The organism is Xanthomonas sp. F4 (assembly GCF_011761895.1).
Map to the genome: position 1 here is coordinate 810376 of NZ_JAASQX010000002.1, position 15540 is coordinate 825915.

At 71.2% G+C, this 15540-nt stretch carries 16 protein-coding genes; 6 read left to right on the forward strand and 10 right to left on the reverse strand.

Going from position 1 to position 15540, the window contains the following annotated elements; all coding sequences use genetic code 11:
- The first annotated feature begins 16 nt into the window (after positions 1 to 16).
- The gene (locus FHR66_RS11425; RefSeq protein ID WP_160965793.1) at positions 17 to 1060 is read left to right on the forward strand and encodes a response regulator; all 1044 of its coding nucleotides are present in this window, start codon (positions 17 to 19) and stop codon (positions 1058 to 1060) included.
- 223 nt (positions 1061 to 1283) lie between these two features.
- Here the strand turns inward: FHR66_RS11425 and rlmKL are convergent, their stop codons facing one another.
- Together rlmKL and FHR66_RS11435 are read right to left on the reverse strand one after the other, a co-directional pair.
- A complete protein-coding gene (rlmKL, locus tag FHR66_RS11430; RefSeq protein ID WP_160965791.1) occupies positions 1284 to 3458 on the reverse strand; it encodes a bifunctional 23S rRNA (guanine(2069)-N(7))-methyltransferase RlmK/23S rRNA (guanine(2445)-N(2))-methyltransferase RlmL in 2175 nt (724 codons plus the stop codon).
- A gap of 329 nt (positions 3459 to 3787) precedes the next feature.
- Positions 3788 to 4717: an AraC family transcriptional regulator gene (locus tag FHR66_RS11435; RefSeq protein ID WP_202394588.1), complete on the reverse strand. Its 930-nt coding sequence runs from the start codon at positions 4715 to 4717 to the stop codon at positions 3788 to 3790.
- Positions 4718 to 4806: 89 nt separating this feature from the next.
- Between FHR66_RS11435 and FHR66_RS11440 the strand changes: the two genes are divergently transcribed.
- Positions 4807 to 5637: an oxidoreductase gene (locus tag FHR66_RS11440; protein WP_167087798.1), complete on the forward strand. Its 831-nt coding sequence runs from the start codon at positions 4807 to 4809 to the stop codon at positions 5635 to 5637.
- 191 nt (positions 5638 to 5828) lie between these two features.
- Here the strand turns inward: FHR66_RS11440 and FHR66_RS11445 are convergent, their stop codons facing one another.
- The 4 genes from FHR66_RS11445 to FHR66_RS11460 form a co-directional block, all read right to left on the reverse strand.
- Entirely contained in the window at positions 5829 to 7442 is a 1614-nt protein-coding gene (locus tag FHR66_RS11445) for an ABC-F family ATP-binding cassette domain-containing protein (RefSeq protein WP_160965785.1), read from the reverse strand.
- 170 nt (positions 7443 to 7612) lie between these two features.
- Positions 7613 to 8134, reverse strand: a complete 522-nt coding sequence (locus FHR66_RS11450) for a GNAT family N-acetyltransferase (RefSeq protein WP_160965783.1) — start codon at positions 8132 to 8134, stop codon at positions 7613 to 7615.
- Positions 8131 to 8658: an alpha/beta fold hydrolase gene (locus FHR66_RS11455; protein WP_160965781.1), complete on the reverse strand. Its 528-nt coding sequence runs from the start codon at positions 8656 to 8658 to the stop codon at positions 8131 to 8133. The genes FHR66_RS11450 and FHR66_RS11455 overlap by 4 nt, the downstream gene beginning before the upstream one ends.
- The gene (locus FHR66_RS11460) at positions 8655 to 9146 is read right to left on the reverse strand and encodes an MOSC domain-containing protein (RefSeq protein WP_160965779.1); all 492 of its coding nucleotides are present in this window, start codon (positions 9144 to 9146) and stop codon (positions 8655 to 8657) included. Before FHR66_RS11460 ends, FHR66_RS11455 begins: the two co-directional genes overlap by 4 nt.
- Before the next feature lie 22 nt (positions 9147 to 9168).
- Between FHR66_RS11460 and FHR66_RS11465 the strand changes: the two genes are divergently transcribed.
- Positions 9169 to 9744: an N-acetylmuramoyl-L-alanine amidase gene (locus FHR66_RS11465; protein ID WP_160965777.1), complete on the forward strand. Its 576-nt coding sequence runs from the start codon at positions 9169 to 9171 to the stop codon at positions 9742 to 9744.
- Between the two features lie 236 nt (positions 9745 to 9980).
- On the opposite strand, the gene FHR66_RS11470 is transcribed toward FHR66_RS11465, so the two are convergent.
- The 4 genes from FHR66_RS11470 to FHR66_RS11485 form a co-directional block, all read right to left on the reverse strand.
- Positions 9981 to 10886 carry a DUF1684 domain-containing protein gene (locus FHR66_RS11470; protein WP_184646722.1) on the reverse strand — a complete coding sequence of 302 codons (906 nt, stop codon included), beginning with the start codon at positions 10884 to 10886 and terminating at the stop codon, positions 9981 to 9983.
- A gap of 87 nt (positions 10887 to 10973) precedes the next feature.
- Entirely contained in the window at positions 10974 to 11855 is an 882-nt protein-coding gene (locus tag FHR66_RS11475) for a sulfurtransferase (protein ID WP_160965773.1), read from the reverse strand.
- Complete coding sequence (locus FHR66_RS11480) at positions 11852 to 12652, reverse strand: NUDIX hydrolase (RefSeq protein ID WP_160965771.1); 801 nt, start codon at positions 12650 to 12652, stop codon at positions 11852 to 11854. Before FHR66_RS11480 ends, FHR66_RS11475 begins: the two co-directional genes overlap by 4 nt.
- 113 nt (positions 12653 to 12765) lie before the next feature.
- Positions 12766 to 13467, reverse strand: coding sequence for an FKBP-type peptidyl-prolyl cis-trans isomerase N-terminal domain-containing protein (locus FHR66_RS11485; protein WP_160965769.1), 702 nt, complete (start codon positions 13465 to 13467; stop codon positions 12766 to 12768).
- A gap of 160 nt (positions 13468 to 13627) precedes the next feature.
- Between FHR66_RS11485 and FHR66_RS11490 the strand changes: the two genes are divergently transcribed.
- The 3 genes from FHR66_RS11490 to nth are packed head-to-tail and all read left to right on the forward strand — an operon-like array spanning position 13628 to position 15494.
- Entirely contained in the window at positions 13628 to 14410 is a 783-nt protein-coding gene (locus tag FHR66_RS11490; protein ID WP_167087800.1) for an enoyl-CoA hydratase-related protein, read from the forward strand.
- An 11-nt stretch (positions 14411 to 14421) separates the two neighbouring features.
- The gene (locus FHR66_RS11495) at positions 14422 to 14820 is read left to right on the forward strand and encodes a hypothetical protein (RefSeq protein WP_160965765.1); all 399 of its coding nucleotides are present in this window, start codon (positions 14422 to 14424) and stop codon (positions 14818 to 14820) included.
- Complete coding sequence (gene nth / locus FHR66_RS11500) at positions 14817 to 15494, forward strand: endonuclease III (RefSeq protein ID WP_160965763.1); 678 nt, start codon at positions 14817 to 14819, stop codon at positions 15492 to 15494. Before FHR66_RS11495 ends, nth begins: the two co-directional genes overlap by 4 nt.
- The last annotated feature ends 46 nt before the right edge of the window (positions 15495 to 15540 follow it).

A 15540-nucleotide genomic window follows, 5' to 3' on the forward strand; every position in this document is an offset into this window, starting at 1 on the left:
GTAACGAGAGATCACCATGACCCAACCGTGCATCCTGTGTGTCGACGACGAACCCAGCAACCTGGCGCTGATCCGGCAGCTTCTGCGCGAGGACTACGCGCTGGTGTTCGCCAAGAACGGTGCCGAAGCCCTGCGCGGGGTGGCCAAGCACCGCCCGGCGCTGATCCTGCTGGACGTCGACCTGCCCGACGTCGACGGCTACACCCTCGCCCGCACCCTCAAGGAAGATGCGCGCAGCGCGGCGATCCCGATCATCTTCGTCACCGGCAAGGACAAGGCCACCGACGAGAGCATCGGGTTCGATGCCGGTGGCGTGGACTACATCACCAAGCCGTATTCGCCGAGCATCCTGCGCGCGCGGGTGCGCACCCACCTGTCGCTGGTCAGCGCCACCATTCTGGCCGACAGCCACCGCGACGCGATCGAGATGCTGGGCATGGCCGGCCACTACAGCGACTCGGACACCGGCACCCACATCTGGCGCATGGCCGCCTACGCCCGTGCGCTGGCGCTGGCCGCCGGCTGGTCGCGCGAGGACGCCGATCTGCTGGAACAGGCCGCGCCGATGCACGACACCGGCAAGATCGGCATCCCCGATGCGGTGCTGAAGAAGCCCGGGCCGCTGGACGCCGCCGAGTGGCAGGTGATGAAGCGGCACCCGCGGATCGGCTACGACATCCTCAGCCGCAGCAGCGCGCCGCTGTTCCGCCTCGCCGCCGAGGTCTCGCTGTACCACCACGAACACTGGGACGGCGGCGGCTACCCGGCCGGCGTCTCCGGCACGCAGATTCCCGAATCGGCACGCATCGTGGCGCTGGCCGACGTGTTCGATGCCCTCACCTCGCCGCGCCCGTACAAGGACGCGTGGCCGCTGGAACAGGCGATGGAACTGTTCCGCGAAAAGGCAGGCAGCCAGTTCGAGCCGCGCCTGGTGCAGTTGTTCGAGGCGATCCTGCCGCAGATCCTGCAGATCCAGCACTACTGGAGCGAGCGCGAAGCAGAGGAAGACCTGCCGCAACGCGGCAAGGCGCAGGCCACGCTGCGGCACCACGGCAGCTGATACAAGCCCCTCTCCCCCCGGGAGAGGGGTTGGGGTGAGGGTACGGCGCGAAGCGACTCGCAGAGATGGAGGACACGAGGCTTCGCCCGTACCCTCATCCGCCCCTTGGGGCACCTTCTCCCGGATGGAGAAGGAACAGCGCACTACGCTCAGCGACGGGCGTTACCGGTAACGCCATCGCGCTGAAGCCGCCCCCCCACAAAAACAGACGCGGCGCCGCGCCTCAGCGCCGCTGCAAGCGCCAGGCGCGGTGGATGCGCGGGTTGCGCTCGAAATCGGCGTCGATGGTCTGCGCGCTGATCTCCTCGCACACCGCGAACTCGGCCAGCGCGTTCTCGTCCAGCTTGAAGCGGCGGAAATTGTTGGAGAAGTACAGCACGCCTTCGGGCATCAGCCGCGCCACCGCCGCGCGCAACAGCCGCACATGCTCGCGCTGGATGTCGAAATCCTCGGCGCGCGCGGAGTTGGAGAAGGTCGGCGGATCGCAGAAGATCACGTCGTAGCGGTTCTTCTCCGCCTCCAGCCAGCTCAGCGCGTCGGCCTGCACCAGCCGGTGCTGGGCGCCGCCCTTGCCGTTGAACGCCAGGTTGTCGGCGCACCACTGCAGGTAGGTGCCGGACAGATCCACGCTGGTGGTGGAATCGGCGCCGGCTACCGCCGCTTGCACGCTGGCCACGCCGGTGTAGCAGAACAAGTTGAGGAAGCGCTTGCCGCGCGCCTGCTGCGCCACCACCCCGCGCAGCGGACGGTGGTCGAGGAACAGTCCGGTATCCAGGTAGTCGAACAGGTTCACCCGCAGCAGCGCGTCGTGCTCGCGCACCACCAGGAACTCGCCGCGCTGTTCGAAGCGGCCGTACTTGCTGCCGCCCTTGCCGCGCTCGCGGGTCTTCAGCGCCACCTGTTCGGCCGGCACCGCGAACACCTCGCGCACGGCCGCCAGCAGTTCGTTACGGCGGCGGCGCACGTCCACATCGGGAATGCTGTCCGGCGCCGCGTACTCCTGCACGTGCAGGAAAGTGCGCGCCTGGCCGCCGTCCTCCTGGTACACGTCGATCGCCGCCGCGTACTCGGGCAGGTCGGCATCGTAGGCGCGGTAGCAACTGATCCGCTCGCGCGCGCGCCAGGTCTTGAACTTGCGCAGGTTCTTGCGCAGGCGGTTGGCGACCATCTGCGCGCCATCGCTGAGCGCACGCGGTTCTTCGCTGGCACCGGCCCGCGGCGCGATCGCGATCGGGTCGCAGACGATCAGCGGGCATTCCAGCGCGCCGTTGAACATCTGGTACTTCTTGGCCGCGCGCAGGCCGGTGGCATAGGCCAGTTCGTCGCTGCCGCACAGCAGGCTGGCGCGCCACTGCGGCACCGCGCGCTTGAGCGCATCGCCCAGGCGCCGGTACAGCGCCGCGTCGGCGGCCAGGCGCTCGTCGTAGGGCGGGTTGCACACCACCGTACCCAGTGCCTGCGCCGGCGCAGGCAACGCGACGACATCGTGCACGGCAAAGGCGATCGCCTCGACCACGCCGGCCGCCAGCGCGTTCTCGCGCGCCGCGCGCAGCGCATGCGGATCGATGTCGCTGCCGTACAGCACCGGCCGCAACGCGGCACGACCCACCTGGGCTCGCTGCCGCGCCTCGGCCAACAACCCGCGCCAGGCCGCCACATCGAACCCCAGCCAGCGGCTCGGCGCGGCGTCCGCATCGGCGTCGCCGCGCTGCTGCGCCGCCAGTTCGCCACGCAGCAGGCCCGGTGCGACATCGGCGGCCATCAGCGCGCCTTCGATCAGCAGCGTACCGCTGCCGCACATCGGATCCAGCAGGCCACCGCCTTGTGCATACAGCGCCGGCCACTGCCCGCGCAGCAGCACCGCCGCGGCCAGGTTCTCCTTCAGCGGCGCCTCGTTCTGCGCCTGGCGCCAGCCGCGCCGATGCAGCGAGCCGCCGCCCAGGTCCACCGACAGCGTGGCGCGGCCCTTGCGCAGCGACAGGTTCAGGCGCAGGTCCGGGTGCTCCACGTCCACCGACGGCCGCTCCAGGCCCTCGCCGCGCAGCGTGTCCACCACCGCATCCTTGACCCGCTGCGCCGCGAAGCGCGCGTGGGTGATGCCGGTGCCGGACACATGCGCGTCCACCGCCAGGGTGTGCTGCGGCGCCAGATGGTTGCGCCACGGCAGCGCGGCGACGCCGGCGTACAACGCCGCCTCGTCGGGGCAATCGAAGGACTGCAGCGGCCACAGCACGCGGCTGGCCAGGCGCGACCACAGCACCGCGCGCTGCGCGTCCTGCAGGGTGCCTTCGGCATTGACCCCGGCGACGGTGGCGGTGGCCTGCGCCGCGCCGAGCGCGAGCAGTTCATCGACGAGCAGGTATTCCAGGCCCTTGGCACAGGAGACGAAGAATTTCACGGAAGGCGGACCAGGACAGACGGGAGGGAGGCACGGCGGACACCGCGCGCGTGGCGCATCGCAGCGCCGGATCCGGCGTTGCCGCGGCCGCGGATCGGGGGTGAGCACGCGAACGCGCCGCACCGCAACGGCGCGCAGAATACCACAGGGCCTGTGCGCCCCTGCCTGCCGCGCAACGCCCTGGCGTCGTGCGCGCCGCGACCGTCACTGGCCTCGCGCGCCAGGGACAGCGACGTCGCCCGTTGCCGCTCGCGCGGCGACCGACCCGCGCCGTGGCAGGTGTGCCGGCGGCGCCACGGACACTGCAGCCTTGGCGCGCGCCGCATCGCTCAATGCGAGGCCACGAATCCGGCGCCGGGCATGGCCGGCGGTACCGCGAAATCGGCGCGCAGGCGCCGTGCCTCCGCCATCGGCGGCCGGCCGAACAGACGTTTGAACTCGCGGGTGAACTGCGATGCGCTCTCATAGCCCACCGCGTGGCCGGCGGCCGCGGCGGTCATGCCCTCGCGCGCCATCAGCAGGCGTGCCTGGTGCAGGCGGATCGATTTCAGATACTGCATCGGCGCGACCTGGGTCACCGCCTTGAAATGCGCATGGAACGAGGGCGTGCTCATCCCGGCCTCGCGCGCCAGCTGCGCGACGTCGAGCCGTTGGGCGTGGTCACGGTGGATGCGTCGCAGGGCGCGACCGATGCGGCCGAAGTGGCCCTGTCGCGCCAGCGCCGCGCGCAGCCCGTGGCCTTGCGGGCCCGTCAGCACGCGGAAGTACAGCTCGCGCACGAGGGCGCGGCCGAGGATCGCCGCGTCCAGCGGACGGCTCAGCACCTGCAGCAGGCGCAGCACGATCTGCCGCAAGGTGTCGTCCATCGGACTGGACATCATGCTCGCCGGCGCCTGCGCCTCCGGCACCGGACCGACCTGGTCGAGCTCGACCAGCAGCTCCGCCGCAAGCGGGAAGTCCAGATGCAGGTACAGCGCCAGCAACGGCCGCTCCGCGCTGCCGTCGGACTGCATGGTGAAGGGCACCGGGACGGCGACGGACAGATAGTGCTGCTCGTCGTAGACGAACACCGACTCGCCGAAATGGCCGCGCTTGGCGCCCTGGCAGACGATGACGATGCCCGGGTCGTACAGCACCGGCGTGTCGGTCAACGGCCGGTCCGAACGCAGCACCCGCACATCCGGCAATGCGGTCAGGTTGTAGCCCTCCTGCGGCGCCAGGGCACGCAGCAATTCCACGGTACTGGCGACGGCAGTCATAGAAACAGGCAAGGATTGCAGAGATCGCGGCATCGGACCGGCGCGTCGATCATCGCATCATTCGCCGCTCATCCCCTCAGGAGCGTGCCATGGCGCCGCAGAAAACCTTGCTCATCACCGGTGCCAGCAGCGGCTTCGGCCGCGCGCTGGCCCAGGCGGCGCTGGCGGCCGGACATCGCGTCGTCGGCACCGTGCGCAGCGCGCAGGCGCGGCAGGAGGTCGAGGCGCTGGGCGCGGCGGCGCTCGCCCGTGTGCTGGACGTCACCGACGTCGACGCCATTCCCGGCATCGTCACCGAGATCGAAGCCACGGTCGGGCCACTGGACGTGCTGGTCAACAATGCCGGCTACGGCCACGAGGGAATCCTGGAGGAATCGCCGCTGGACGCCCTGCGTCGCCAACTCGAGGTCAACGTGGTCGGCGCCGTGGCGATGATGCAGGCGGTGCTGCCCTCCATGCGCCAGCGGCGCCGCGGGCACATCGTCAACATCACCTCGATGGGGGGCTTCATCACCATGCCCGGCATCGCCTACTACTGCGGCAGCAAGTTCGCGCTGGAGGGCATTTCCGAGGCATTGGGACAGGAGGTCGCCGCGCTGGGCATCCACGTGACGGCGGTGGCGCCGGGGTCGTTCCGCACCGACTGGGCGGGCCGCTCGATGGTCAGGACGCCGCGCAGCATCGCCGACTACGATGCGCTGTTCGATCCGATCCGCGACGCCCGCCAGGCCAAGAGCGGCCGCCAGCTCGGCGACCCGGCCAAGGCCGCGCAGGCCATGCTGGCGCTGATCGACGCGCCTGCGCCGCCCGCGCACCTGCTGCTGGGCAGCGACGCGCTGGCCCTGGTGCGCGACAAGCTCGACCGCCTGAAGGCGGATATCGCCGCATGGGAGGCAGTGAGCCGTGCCACCGATGCCTGAGCGAGCACCGACGGAGCGCCTGGCGAGGCGCAACCTCGCCACCATCGCCCCACGGTGCAGGCAGCAGCGCTGCAGGGAGCCACGACGCGCGGGCGCATTGGCCGTCCACCCCCGTTCCCGCACGCCGCACAACCGCCAGGCCGCCGGACGACACGAGTACGCCGCCAGCGCGGCGACGCCGCCGCATCCACTCACCACGGCGTCAGCCGCCACGCCTCGGAATCGGCCTGCAGGCGCTGTTGCAGGCGCAGCGTGTCCAGGAAGTCCGCATCGTGCGACACCACCAGCAGCGCGCCGGGATACTGCAACAGCACGGCGCGCAGCGCGTCGCGAGCCTCGCGGTCCAGGTGGTTGTCCGGCTCGTCCAGCAACAACAACTCGGCCGGCGGCGTGCGGTAGAAGGCGCACGCCAGCGCGGTCTTCAGCCGTTCGCCGCCGCTGAGCTGGCCGCAGGCCACACCGATGCGCTGCGCGTCCAGGCCGAGCAGGGCCAGCCGCGTGCGCAGCTCGGCGAGCGCGATGCCGGGTGCCGCGGCCTGCACCTGTGCCAGCGCGGTGGCGGCCGGGTCCAGCAGCATCAACGACTGGTCCAGATAGGCGCTGGCGGCGCGCACCCGGCAACTGCCGGACAGCGCCGCCACCTGCCCGGCCAGCGCGCGCAGCAGGGTCGACTTGCCGCTGCCGTTCGCTCCCACCACGCCGATCCGTGCCCTGCCCTGCACCACCAGGTCCAGCGGCTGCCGTGTCGCCGGCGCGAACGGCAGTCGCAGCGCCTGCAGCTCGACCAGGCGGCGGCTGGCCGCATCGGCCGGCGGCGGCGCGAACAGCGCCACCGGCGCATCGGGCTGCACCTGACGCGCGGCCTCGGCGATCCGCGCCAGGCTGCGCGCCTGCGTGGCCTGGTGGTCGCGCACGCGCTTGCCGGCGCTGTCCTGGCTGCGCTGCTTCTGCCGGCCGAGCAGGATCGGCGCCTGGTTGGCCGTGCCGGCCTGCTGCCGGCCACGTGCGCTGCGGCGCTGCTGTCGATCGTGCTGCGCCTGCCAGGCGACGCTGTCGCGCGCGTGCTGCAGCTTGTGCTGCGCCAGTTCGGCCTGCGCGGCGTCGCGCTCGCGCGCCCGGCACTGCAGGTAGAACGCGTAGTCGCCGCCGTAGTCGCGCAGCCCGCCAGGCGACAGTTCCAGCGTGCGCTGCATGTCCTGCAGCAGCAACGCATCGTGGCTGATCACCAGCAGGCCGCCCGGCCAGCGCTGCAGCGCCTCGCGCAGGCGCTGGCGCTGCGCCGCGTCCAGGTGCAGCGTCGGCTCGTCCAGGATCAGCGCATCGGCATCGGCCAGCCAGGCGCCGATCAGCGCCACCCGCATCGTCTCGCCGCCGCTGAGCGTGCTGGCCAAGCGTTGCGGCTCCAGCGCGCCCAGGTCGTGCGCGTGCAGCTGCGCCTGCAGGCGCTGGGCGATGTCCCAACGCTCGCCGAGCGCGTCGAAATCCGCCACGTCGGCGCTGCCGGCCTCGATCCGTGCCAGCGCCCGCAACGCAGCGCCCACGCCGGCCAGGTCGGCGACGGTGGCGTGCGGCGCCGGCGCAATCTGCTGCGGCACGTAATGCAGGCGGCCGTGGCGCACGCAGCGTCCGGCGCTGGGGGTCAGTTCGCCGGCGAGCAGGCGCGCGAACACGCTCTTGCCGACGCCGTTGCGGCCGACCAGGCCGGTGCGCCGCGCATCGAGCGCGAAGTGCAGATCGGAAAATAGGATCCTGCCGTCGGGCAGAACATGGGTCGCGCTGTCCAGCGCAAGCAGCGGATGCGTCATGGGAACCTCCATGGATGCCGGTCGTGCCCGCCGAGAGATCGGCAGGAAGGACGAAGGCCGTCGCGAAGACGGCGGCATCAATGGCGCATCGGCGGAGTTCCTCGATGGGTGGGACGCGGGACGATGCTAGCGCACCGCGCGCCCGAAGGGCCACGGCGCGCCGCGCTGGCTCAGGCAGCGGACAGAAATGCCGGGTGGTAGGCCACCTCGGCCATCGGCGGCAGGCGCTCGCCGAAGGCCAGCGCCTGGAAGGCATCCAGCGGCGCACCCGGCAGGGTCAGCCCGGGTTCCGGGCTGAAACCGAAACGTGCGTAGTACGCCGGGTCGCCCAGCACCACGCAGCCGGCCGCGCCCAGCGCCTGCAACTGCGCCAGCGCCTCGCGCACCAGCCGCGTGCCCAGGCCCTGGCGTTGGTGGCCTGGTCCCACCGACAGCGGCCCCAGACCGTACCAGCCGCGGCTGCCGTCGGACAGGCTCACCGGCGACACCGCGACGTGGCCGACGACGTAACCGTCGTGCTCGATCACCAGCGACAGGGTCAGCGCGCCGTCCGCGCGCAGCCGTTCGATGATGGCCTGCTCGTCGTGGCGGCTGTCTGCGACGCGGAAGAAAGCGACCAGGGTCAGCGCCTCGATCGCCGCCGCGTCGGCCGGCCGCTCGGCGCGCAGCAGCAGCGCATCGGATGCGCTCACAGGCGCTCCAGCAGTTCGGCGAAGGCCTGCGCCGAGGTCGCCACGTGCTCGCCCAGGCGGTGCGTGTCGTCGACCAGCAGCAGCCGCGCGGCGCGCGCCTGCGCCCAGGCGATCACCTCGCCGGCGGGAATCAGTTCGTCGCGCCAGGCGTGCACCACCGAGATCGGCACCGCTGCCGCATCCAGCGCCGGCATGTGGCCCATCCGCGTCGGCGGCACCATCAGGAACAGGCCGCGCACCGGCACGTGCAGCGACACCTGCGCGGCGATGTAGGCGCCGAGACTGGACCCGGCCAGAACGACCGGTCCGCGCTGCGCCGCGGCCTGCGCCAGTTCCAGCAGGCGCTGCAGCCGCGTCGGCACGTCGCCGAGCGGGCTGATGTCGCGGCGCGCGTCCAGGTCGGTGTAGTCCGGGCGCGAATGGCTCCAGCCCAGGCGTTCGGCCACCTCGGCCAATGCGGTCACCTTGATCGCGTCCGGCCCGCTCTCGAAGCCGTGCGAGAGGATGCAGTGGCCGCGGCTCACAGCGCCACCACCGCATCGCCCAGCCGCAGCGTGCCGCCGTGCACGATACGCGCGCACAGCCCGCCGTGGCCGCGCATGGCGTTATAGCCGCCCGGCCCCAGCGCCTGCTCCATGCGCGAACACGGATCGCATGGCGCGATGCCTTCCAGCTCGACCTCGCCGATCCGGAAACGGCGCCCCTTCAGGGCGATCAGCGGAATGCCGGAGACCACCACGTTGCGTCGCAGGGTGGCCGGCGCCACTGCCGCATGGCCGGCCAGCGCGGCGATCGCCGGCAGGTGTTCGGCCTGGATCAGGGTCACGCCGCGCTTGCCGTTGCGGCCGGCGTAGCGGTCGCCGTGCAGGCCGCCCTCGGTCTGCGCCGCAGCGGCGTCGACTTCGTGCATCGGCACGTCGCGCGCCGGGCGCAGGCCGATCCATTCCACGCGTCCGGCGCGCGGCAGTGTGGCCAGCAGGGTCGCCAGCGGGCTTTCGGAATTCAGGGTCATCGGCGAATGCTAGCATCCGCGCATGCCGCCCACCTCGCCGTTGCCGATCCACGATGCGCCCCTGCCCTACGTCGGACTGCTGGAGGAGCGTGCGCCAGAGAGCATCACGCTGGCGGTGATCCACTGCACCGAACTGCCGGACCTGGCCAGCGCGCGCCTGTACGGCGAACGCGTGCTGTATCCATCGGGCACCGGCAACAGCGGCCATTTCTACATCGATCGCGACGGCAGCGTGCACCGCTACGTGCCGCTGCAGCGGATCGCGCACCACGTGCGCGGCTACAACCAGGAATCGCTGGGCATCGAACTGGTCAACCGCGGGCGCTATCCGCTGTGGCTGGATTCGCGCCACCAGGCGATGACCGAGGACTACGCTCCGGCGCAGATCCAGGCGCTGATCCGGCTGTTGCAGCAGTTGCGTACGGAACTGCCGCACCTGCGCCACATCGCCGGACACGAGGCACTGGACCGCAGCCTGGAACCGGCCAGCGACGATCCGACGCGGCAGGTACAGCGCAAGCTCGATCCGGGACCCCGCTTCCCGTGGCCGCAGGTGCTGGAGGCGGTGGCGCTGGCGCCGTATGCGCCGTCGCCGTGACCGCCTTGGAGCGGTGAATTGGAACGGTCGATTCGGGCCGCGATGCAGTACCGGACAGCGTCGCATTCGCACGCTCCCGTAGGAGCGGCTTCAGCCGCGACCGGGCGTCAGCGCGACTGCCTGGTCGCGCCTGAAGGGCACCTCTCCTCGCGACCGAAAGCATCTGTAGAAGCGACTTCAGCAGCGACGGATTTCACCGGGAACGGCCCCGTCGCGGCTGAAAGATTCCTGCGCGCTCAGCGCGCGCCGACGTAGTTCTTCTCGCCGGCGGTCACCGCCACGTCTAGGCGATTGCCGACCGGCGCCAGCGGACACACCACGTGCGAGGTGAACGCGCATGGCGGGTTCTGCGCCAGATTGAAGTCCAGCACGATGCGGTCGCCCTGCGGCGTCGGCACGAACAGATAACGAGCGCCGCCATAGCTCTCGCGGCCGCTGGTGCGATCGGAGAACGGCAGGAACAGGCGCTGGCTGGCGCCGTCGCGCAGCACCTGCAGGCGGTAGCGCCGCCCCTGCAGAACGAATTCTGCGCTGCCGACCAACGCCAGCGGCTGCGGCGTCCCGATCGAGGTGAGCAGCACCATCGCCTGCGGCGCCGGCACCGGATGCCAGTCGGCCACCACCCGCCACCGCGGATCGATCGGGAAGTAGTCGATGCCGGGGAAGCGTTCGCGCGCCGGCGCTTGCGGATCGCGGAAGCGCCAGCCGAACAGGTTGCCGGTGCGCACCACGTAGAACTCCTGCGCACCCAGCATCAAGCGGGTCTGGGTGTCGTGCGCCGCGTCGGTTTCCAGGCGGCCACCAGCGAACGGCTGGCCGTTCACCTGCACCGTCGCGTCCGCCGCGGGCTGGAAATGCACGCCGTCCTGCAGATCCACCTGCAGCACGCCCAGATGCGCCGGACCGGCCGGCAACTGCACGTCGTTGTCGGGTGCGCTGCCGACCCGGTGCAGGCCGCTGTGCAGGCGGCCAGAGCCGGTGAAACTCAACCAGCCCGACGGTGCACGCAGCGTCGCCAGGCGCTGCGCGCGGCCTCGCTGCACAGATTCGCGATAGTGCGTGGCCGATTGCGCGCGCGGCGAGGCATCGGCGCCATCGGCCGCCGCGCGTCGGTCGCCGCAGGCGGCCAGGCCCAACAGCATCGCCAGCCCGCAGACCTCACGCCAACGCATGGTGCCGCCCCGGTCGCGTGTCATCGTGCATGCGTTCCGTTTGCGCCGACGCCGGCCCTAGCCGATGGCGCGCGGCCGCGCCGGATCGGCGATCCAGCCGCTCCAGGAGCCGGCATAGACGCGTGCACCGTGCAGGCCGGCATGCTCCAGCGCCAGCAGCAGATGGCAGGCGGTGACGCCCGAGCCGCACATCAGCACCACCTCGCGCGGATCGCGGCCCTGCAGCAGCGGCTGCAACTCCGCGCGCAGCTCCTGCGCCGGGCGCAGGCGACCATCGCGCAGGTTCTGCGCCAGCGGCCGGTTGAGCGCGCCCGGCACGTGCCCGGGCAGCGGGTCGATCGGCTCCACCTCGCCGCGAAAGCGTTCGCCGGGGCGCGCATCGAACAACCAGCCCGGCGCCTCGTGCAAGCGTGCGGCGACCTCCTCGGCGGAGACGATGCGTGCCGCATCGAAGGCCTGCGGATACGGCGGCAGCGGCGACGGCGCGGTGACCGCGTCGGTTTCCGGCAGGCCCAGCCGGCGCCATTCGGCCAGGCCGCCGTCGAGCACGGCGACACGGCGATGGCCGAGCAGTCCCAACATCCACCACAAGCGGGCGGCAGCCATGCTGCCGTCGCCGGCGTCGTACACCACCACCTGGTGCTGCGGGCCGATACCCCATCGCCCCAGGGTGCGCGCGAAGGCCGCGGCGTCCGGCAGCGGGTGCCGGCCCAGGCCGGGACGGCCGAGATCGGACAGATCGGCGTTGAGATCGGCGTAGACCGCGCCGGGCAGGTGCGACTGCGCGTACGCCGCACGTGCCGCCGCGGCGGCGCTCGGATCGAGCAGCGCGGCTGGCGCGAAGCGCGCGTCGACCAGGCGCAGATCGGGATCGTCCAGCGCCGCCGCCAGCGTCGGCGCCTCGACCAGGGTGTGCCATGCGGGGGACGTTGCGGTCATGCGGTTTGCTCCAATCGGCGGCGCAGGTTGAGCAGGATCGCCGCGGTCGCGCCCCAGATCCGCTGGCCGGGCCAGCCGTACTCCAGCACGACCCGCGGGCGTCCGCGGTAATCGGTCTCGATGCTGCGCAGGTTGTCCGGCGCCATCAGGTAGGCCAGCGGCACCTCGAACACCTCCGCCACCTCGCCCGGATGCGGCTGCGGCACGAAGCGCGGATCGATCGCCGCGACCACCGGCATCACCCGGAAGCCGCTGATGGTGACGAACGGATCCAGGTAACCCAACGGCTCGGCCTGCGTCGCCGCCAGCGCGATCTCTTCCTCGCTCTCGCGCAGCGCCGCGGCCACCGCATCGGCGTCGCTCGCCTCGATGCGGCCGCCGGGGAAACTGACCTGGCCGCCGTGGTGACGCAGGCTGTCGGTGCGCCGGGTCAACAGCACATGGGTGCCATCGGCGCGCGGCACCAGGCCGGCCAGCACCGCCGCTTCCACCGGCGCGCCATCCGGCAGCAGGTCCTGCAATTCGTGGTGGTTCCAGCCCGGCCCCGCTGGCGGCTGCTGCAATGGGTGCAGCGCGCGCAGCAGATGCGCGCGTTCGGCCAGACGCTGCGCCGGCGACGGCGACCAGCCGCGACCCGGCAGCACCTCGTCCATGTAGCGGCGGCGTTCGGCGTCGCTCATGCCGCGCCAGCCTGCGATTTCGTCGCCGCTGCGCAGGCAGCCCACGCAATAGCCCTGCGCATCGAGACGGCAGATACCGATGCAGGGCGTGAGCGGGGCATGCGGAACGGGATCCATCGGATTCGACACCTTGCCAGCCTAGCGCGATTCGTCGGCGCCGTCGTTGCCTGCCAAAAAAAATTGCGCCGGCATCGCTGCCGGCGCAATCGTCGTGCACTGAAACAGCGTGCTTACTTGACGCTGACCAGCTTGATCTCGAACTGCACCGCCACGTTCGGCGGGAACGGCGTACGCGGGTCGGCACCGTAGGCCTTGTCCGGCGGCAGGGTCACTTCCCACTTGGAGCCGGCCGGCATCTGCAGCAGCGTGTCGCGCATGGCCTGCATCTCGACTTCGCTGACCTTGATCGACGGAATCTGCTGCGCCGGACGCGCCTGCGCCGGACGCTGGCCGAACGGATACGGACCAGCCACTTCCAGCTGCACCGTGCTGGCCTGGGTCGGCTTGGCGCCCTTGCCGGCCTCGATCACGCGGTACTGCACACCGCTGGGCAGCGTCTGCACGCCAGCCTTGGCCTTGTTCTGGGCCATGAACTGGTCGCTCTTGGTCTTGTTCTCGGCAGCGGCCTTCTCGTAGTCGGCCTTGGCCTGCTGGGCGCGGGCCTGCTCGCGCTTCTGGAACGCTTCCACCGCCGGCTTCAGCTGGTCGGCGCTGACCGCCGGCTGCTTCTTGGCGTAGGCGTCCTGCAAGCCCTTCACCACCGCATTGATATCGAGCTGCTCGCCGCGGCCGGTGAGTTCGGCAAGGTTGTTGCCGTAGTCGTAGCCGAAGTAATAGCTCAGCTTGCCCTTCTCGGACGAGGTGTCCTGGGCGAACGCATTGCCGCTCAGGGCGAGGGCCGCGACAGCGACCGCAATAGAACGCAACTTCATCAAACAATTCTCCAGGGTGGTGGCACAGGGCGGCCCGTGCCGCCTGAGATGACGCGTTAGGATAGCCGCCGCGGCGCGTAACCGCTACCGACGACGCTGCTCTGACTGGCGCGGCCCGCCCAGAGTTCCCATTACTTTTTTTTAACAACCAGGAATGCACATGTCCGGCACGCCGGTCCTCGCCGATACCCAGGGTGCGATCCGCATCCTCACCGTGAATCGAGCCGACAAGCTCAACGCCTTGAATCGCCAGGTTTTGCAGACGCTGGAGACGGCCTTCGCCGACGCCGCGGACGACCCGCAGATCCGCGTGGTGGTGCTGACCGGCGCCGGCGAGAAGGCCTTCGTGGCCGGCGCCGACATCGCCGAAATGAACGAACTGACACCGGTGCAGGGCCGCGATTTCTCGCAGCTCGGCCAGCGCCTGATGCGCCGGATCGAGCGCATGCCCAAGCCGGTGCTGGCGATGGTCAACGGTTTCGCCCTCGGCGGCGGGCTGGAACTGGCGATGGCCTGCCACCTGCGCGTCGCCGCCGAGGGCGCGCGCCTGGGCCAGCCGGAGATCAACCTCGGGCTGATTCCCGGCTTCGGTGGCACGCAGCGCCTGCTGCGGCTGGTCGGCCGCGCCGCGGCGCTGGAACTGTGCCTGCTCGGCGCGCCGATCGACGCGACGCGCGCGCTGCAACTGGGCCTGGTCAACCGGGTGGTGACGGCCGACGACCTGCGTGCGACCACGCTGCAGTTGGCGCAGCAACTGGCCGAGTCCGCACCGCTGGCGTTGCGCGGCATCCTCGACGCGATCCAGATCGGCGGCGAAAGCGCGATCGAACAGGGGCTGGAGTACGAGACCGCACAGTTCGGTTTGCTGTTCTCCAGCGAGGACATGCGCGAGGGCACCCGCGCCTTCCTGGAGCGGCGCCCGCCGCAGTTCCGCAACCGCTGAGCCCGCGCACGATGTCGCACGCCCCCGCTCCCGCCACGCCGCTGCAGTTGCTGCGCTGGATCCTGGACGACGATCTGGATGCCGCGATCGACGGCGGCCTGATGGAGTACCGCGGCACCGACCCCGGCGACGATGGCCTGGACCCGGCGCATCCGCAGCTGCGCGCGCAGGTGCTCGCCGCGCAGCAGCGCCTGCGCGAGGCGTGGGCCGCGCGCGCGCGCTACCGGGCGCGCACTGCGCGGCTGGAACGCCGTGCCAACGCGCGCCAGGCACGGCGTGCGGCAGCCATACCGGTTGCCTCGACCTCGGCCGCAACCACGGCCGCACCGAGCGCGCCGGCCCTGCCCGCGGCGGCCGCGGCGATCCTGGCCCGCGCCAAGGCCAAGGCGGCGCAGCGAGGCGGCCGATGAGCGCGACCGCCGGCGCGCCTGCACGGCGCGGACGCCTGCTGAGCAAGGACGAGATCCACGAACTGTTCTCGCGCCTGTCCGAACTCAACCCCAGCCCGACCACCGAGCTCGAGTACACCACGCCGTTCGAACTGCTGATCGCGGTGATCCTCTCCGCGCAGGCCACCGATGTCGGCGTCAACAAGGCCACCCGCCGCCTGTATCCGGTGGCGAACACGCCGGCGGCGATCCTGGCGCTGGGCGAGGACGGGCTGAAGCGCTACATCTCCACCATCGGCCTGTTCAACGCCAAGGCCAAGAACGTCATCGCCACCTGCCGCATCCTGGTCGAGCAGCACGGCGGCGAGGTGCCGCATTCGCGCGCCGCGCTGGAAGCGCTGCCCGGGGTCGGCCGCAAGACCGCCAACGTGGTGCTCAACACCGCCTTCGGCGAACCGACGATGGCGGTGGACACGCACATCTTCCGCGTGGCCAACCGCACCGGGCTGGCCCCAGGCAAGGACGTGCGCGCGGTGGAGGATGCCCTGCTCAAACGCGTACCCGCGCAGTTCCTGCACGACGCGCATCACTGGCTGATCCTGCACGGCCGCTACGTGTGCAAGGCACGCAAGCCCGACTGCCCGCAGTGCGCGATCCGCGACCTGTGCCGGTACAAGGACAAGACGCCGGGTTGAGTGGGCTGCATCATTGTCTTGAGCATTGGCCGGTGCGGCGCCCGGC

Coding starts and splice junctions, on each gene's coding strand:
- FHR66_RS11425 (WP_160965793.1), top strand. CDS start 17: ATGACCCAACCGTGCATCCTGTGTGTCGACGACGAACCCAGCAACCTG.
- FHR66_RS11435 (WP_202394588.1), bottom strand. CDS start 4,717: ATGACTGCCGTCGCCAGTACCGTGGAATTGCTGCGTGCCCTGGCGCCG.
- FHR66_RS11440 (WP_167087798.1), top strand. CDS start 4,807: ATGGCGCCGCAGAAAACCTTGCTCATCACCGGTGCCAGCAGCGGCTTC.
- FHR66_RS11445 (WP_160965785.1), bottom strand. CDS start 7,442: ATGACGCATCCGCTGCTTGCGCTGGACAGCGCGACCCATGTTCTGCCC.
- FHR66_RS11460 (WP_160965779.1), bottom strand. CDS start 9,146: ATGACCCTGAATTCCGAAAGCCCGCTGGCGACCCTGCTGGCCACACTG.
- FHR66_RS11465 (WP_160965777.1), top strand. CDS start 9,169: ATGCCGCCCACCTCGCCGTTGCCGATCCACGATGCGCCCCTGCCCTAC.
- FHR66_RS11470 (WP_184646722.1), bottom strand. CDS start 10,886: ATGCTGTTGGGCCTGGCCGCCTGCGGCGACCGACGCGCGGCGGCCGAT.
- FHR66_RS11475 (WP_160965773.1), bottom strand. CDS start 11,855: ATGACCGCAACGTCCCCCGCATGGCACACCCTGGTCGAGGCGCCGACG.
- FHR66_RS11480 (WP_160965771.1), bottom strand. CDS start 12,652: ATGGATCCCGTTCCGCATGCCCCGCTCACGCCCTGCATCGGTATCTGC.
- FHR66_RS11485 (WP_160965769.1), bottom strand. CDS start 13,467: ATGAAGTTGCGTTCTATTGCGGTCGCTGTCGCGGCCCTCGCCCTGAGC.
- FHR66_RS11490 (WP_167087800.1), top strand. CDS start 13,628: ATGTCCGGCACGCCGGTCCTCGCCGATACCCAGGGTGCGATCCGCATC.
- FHR66_RS11495 (WP_160965765.1), top strand. CDS start 14,422: ATGTCGCACGCCCCCGCTCCCGCCACGCCGCTGCAGTTGCTGCGCTGG.
- nth (WP_160965763.1), top strand. CDS start 14,817: ATGAGCGCGACCGCCGGCGCGCCTGCACGGCGCGGACGCCTGCTGAGC.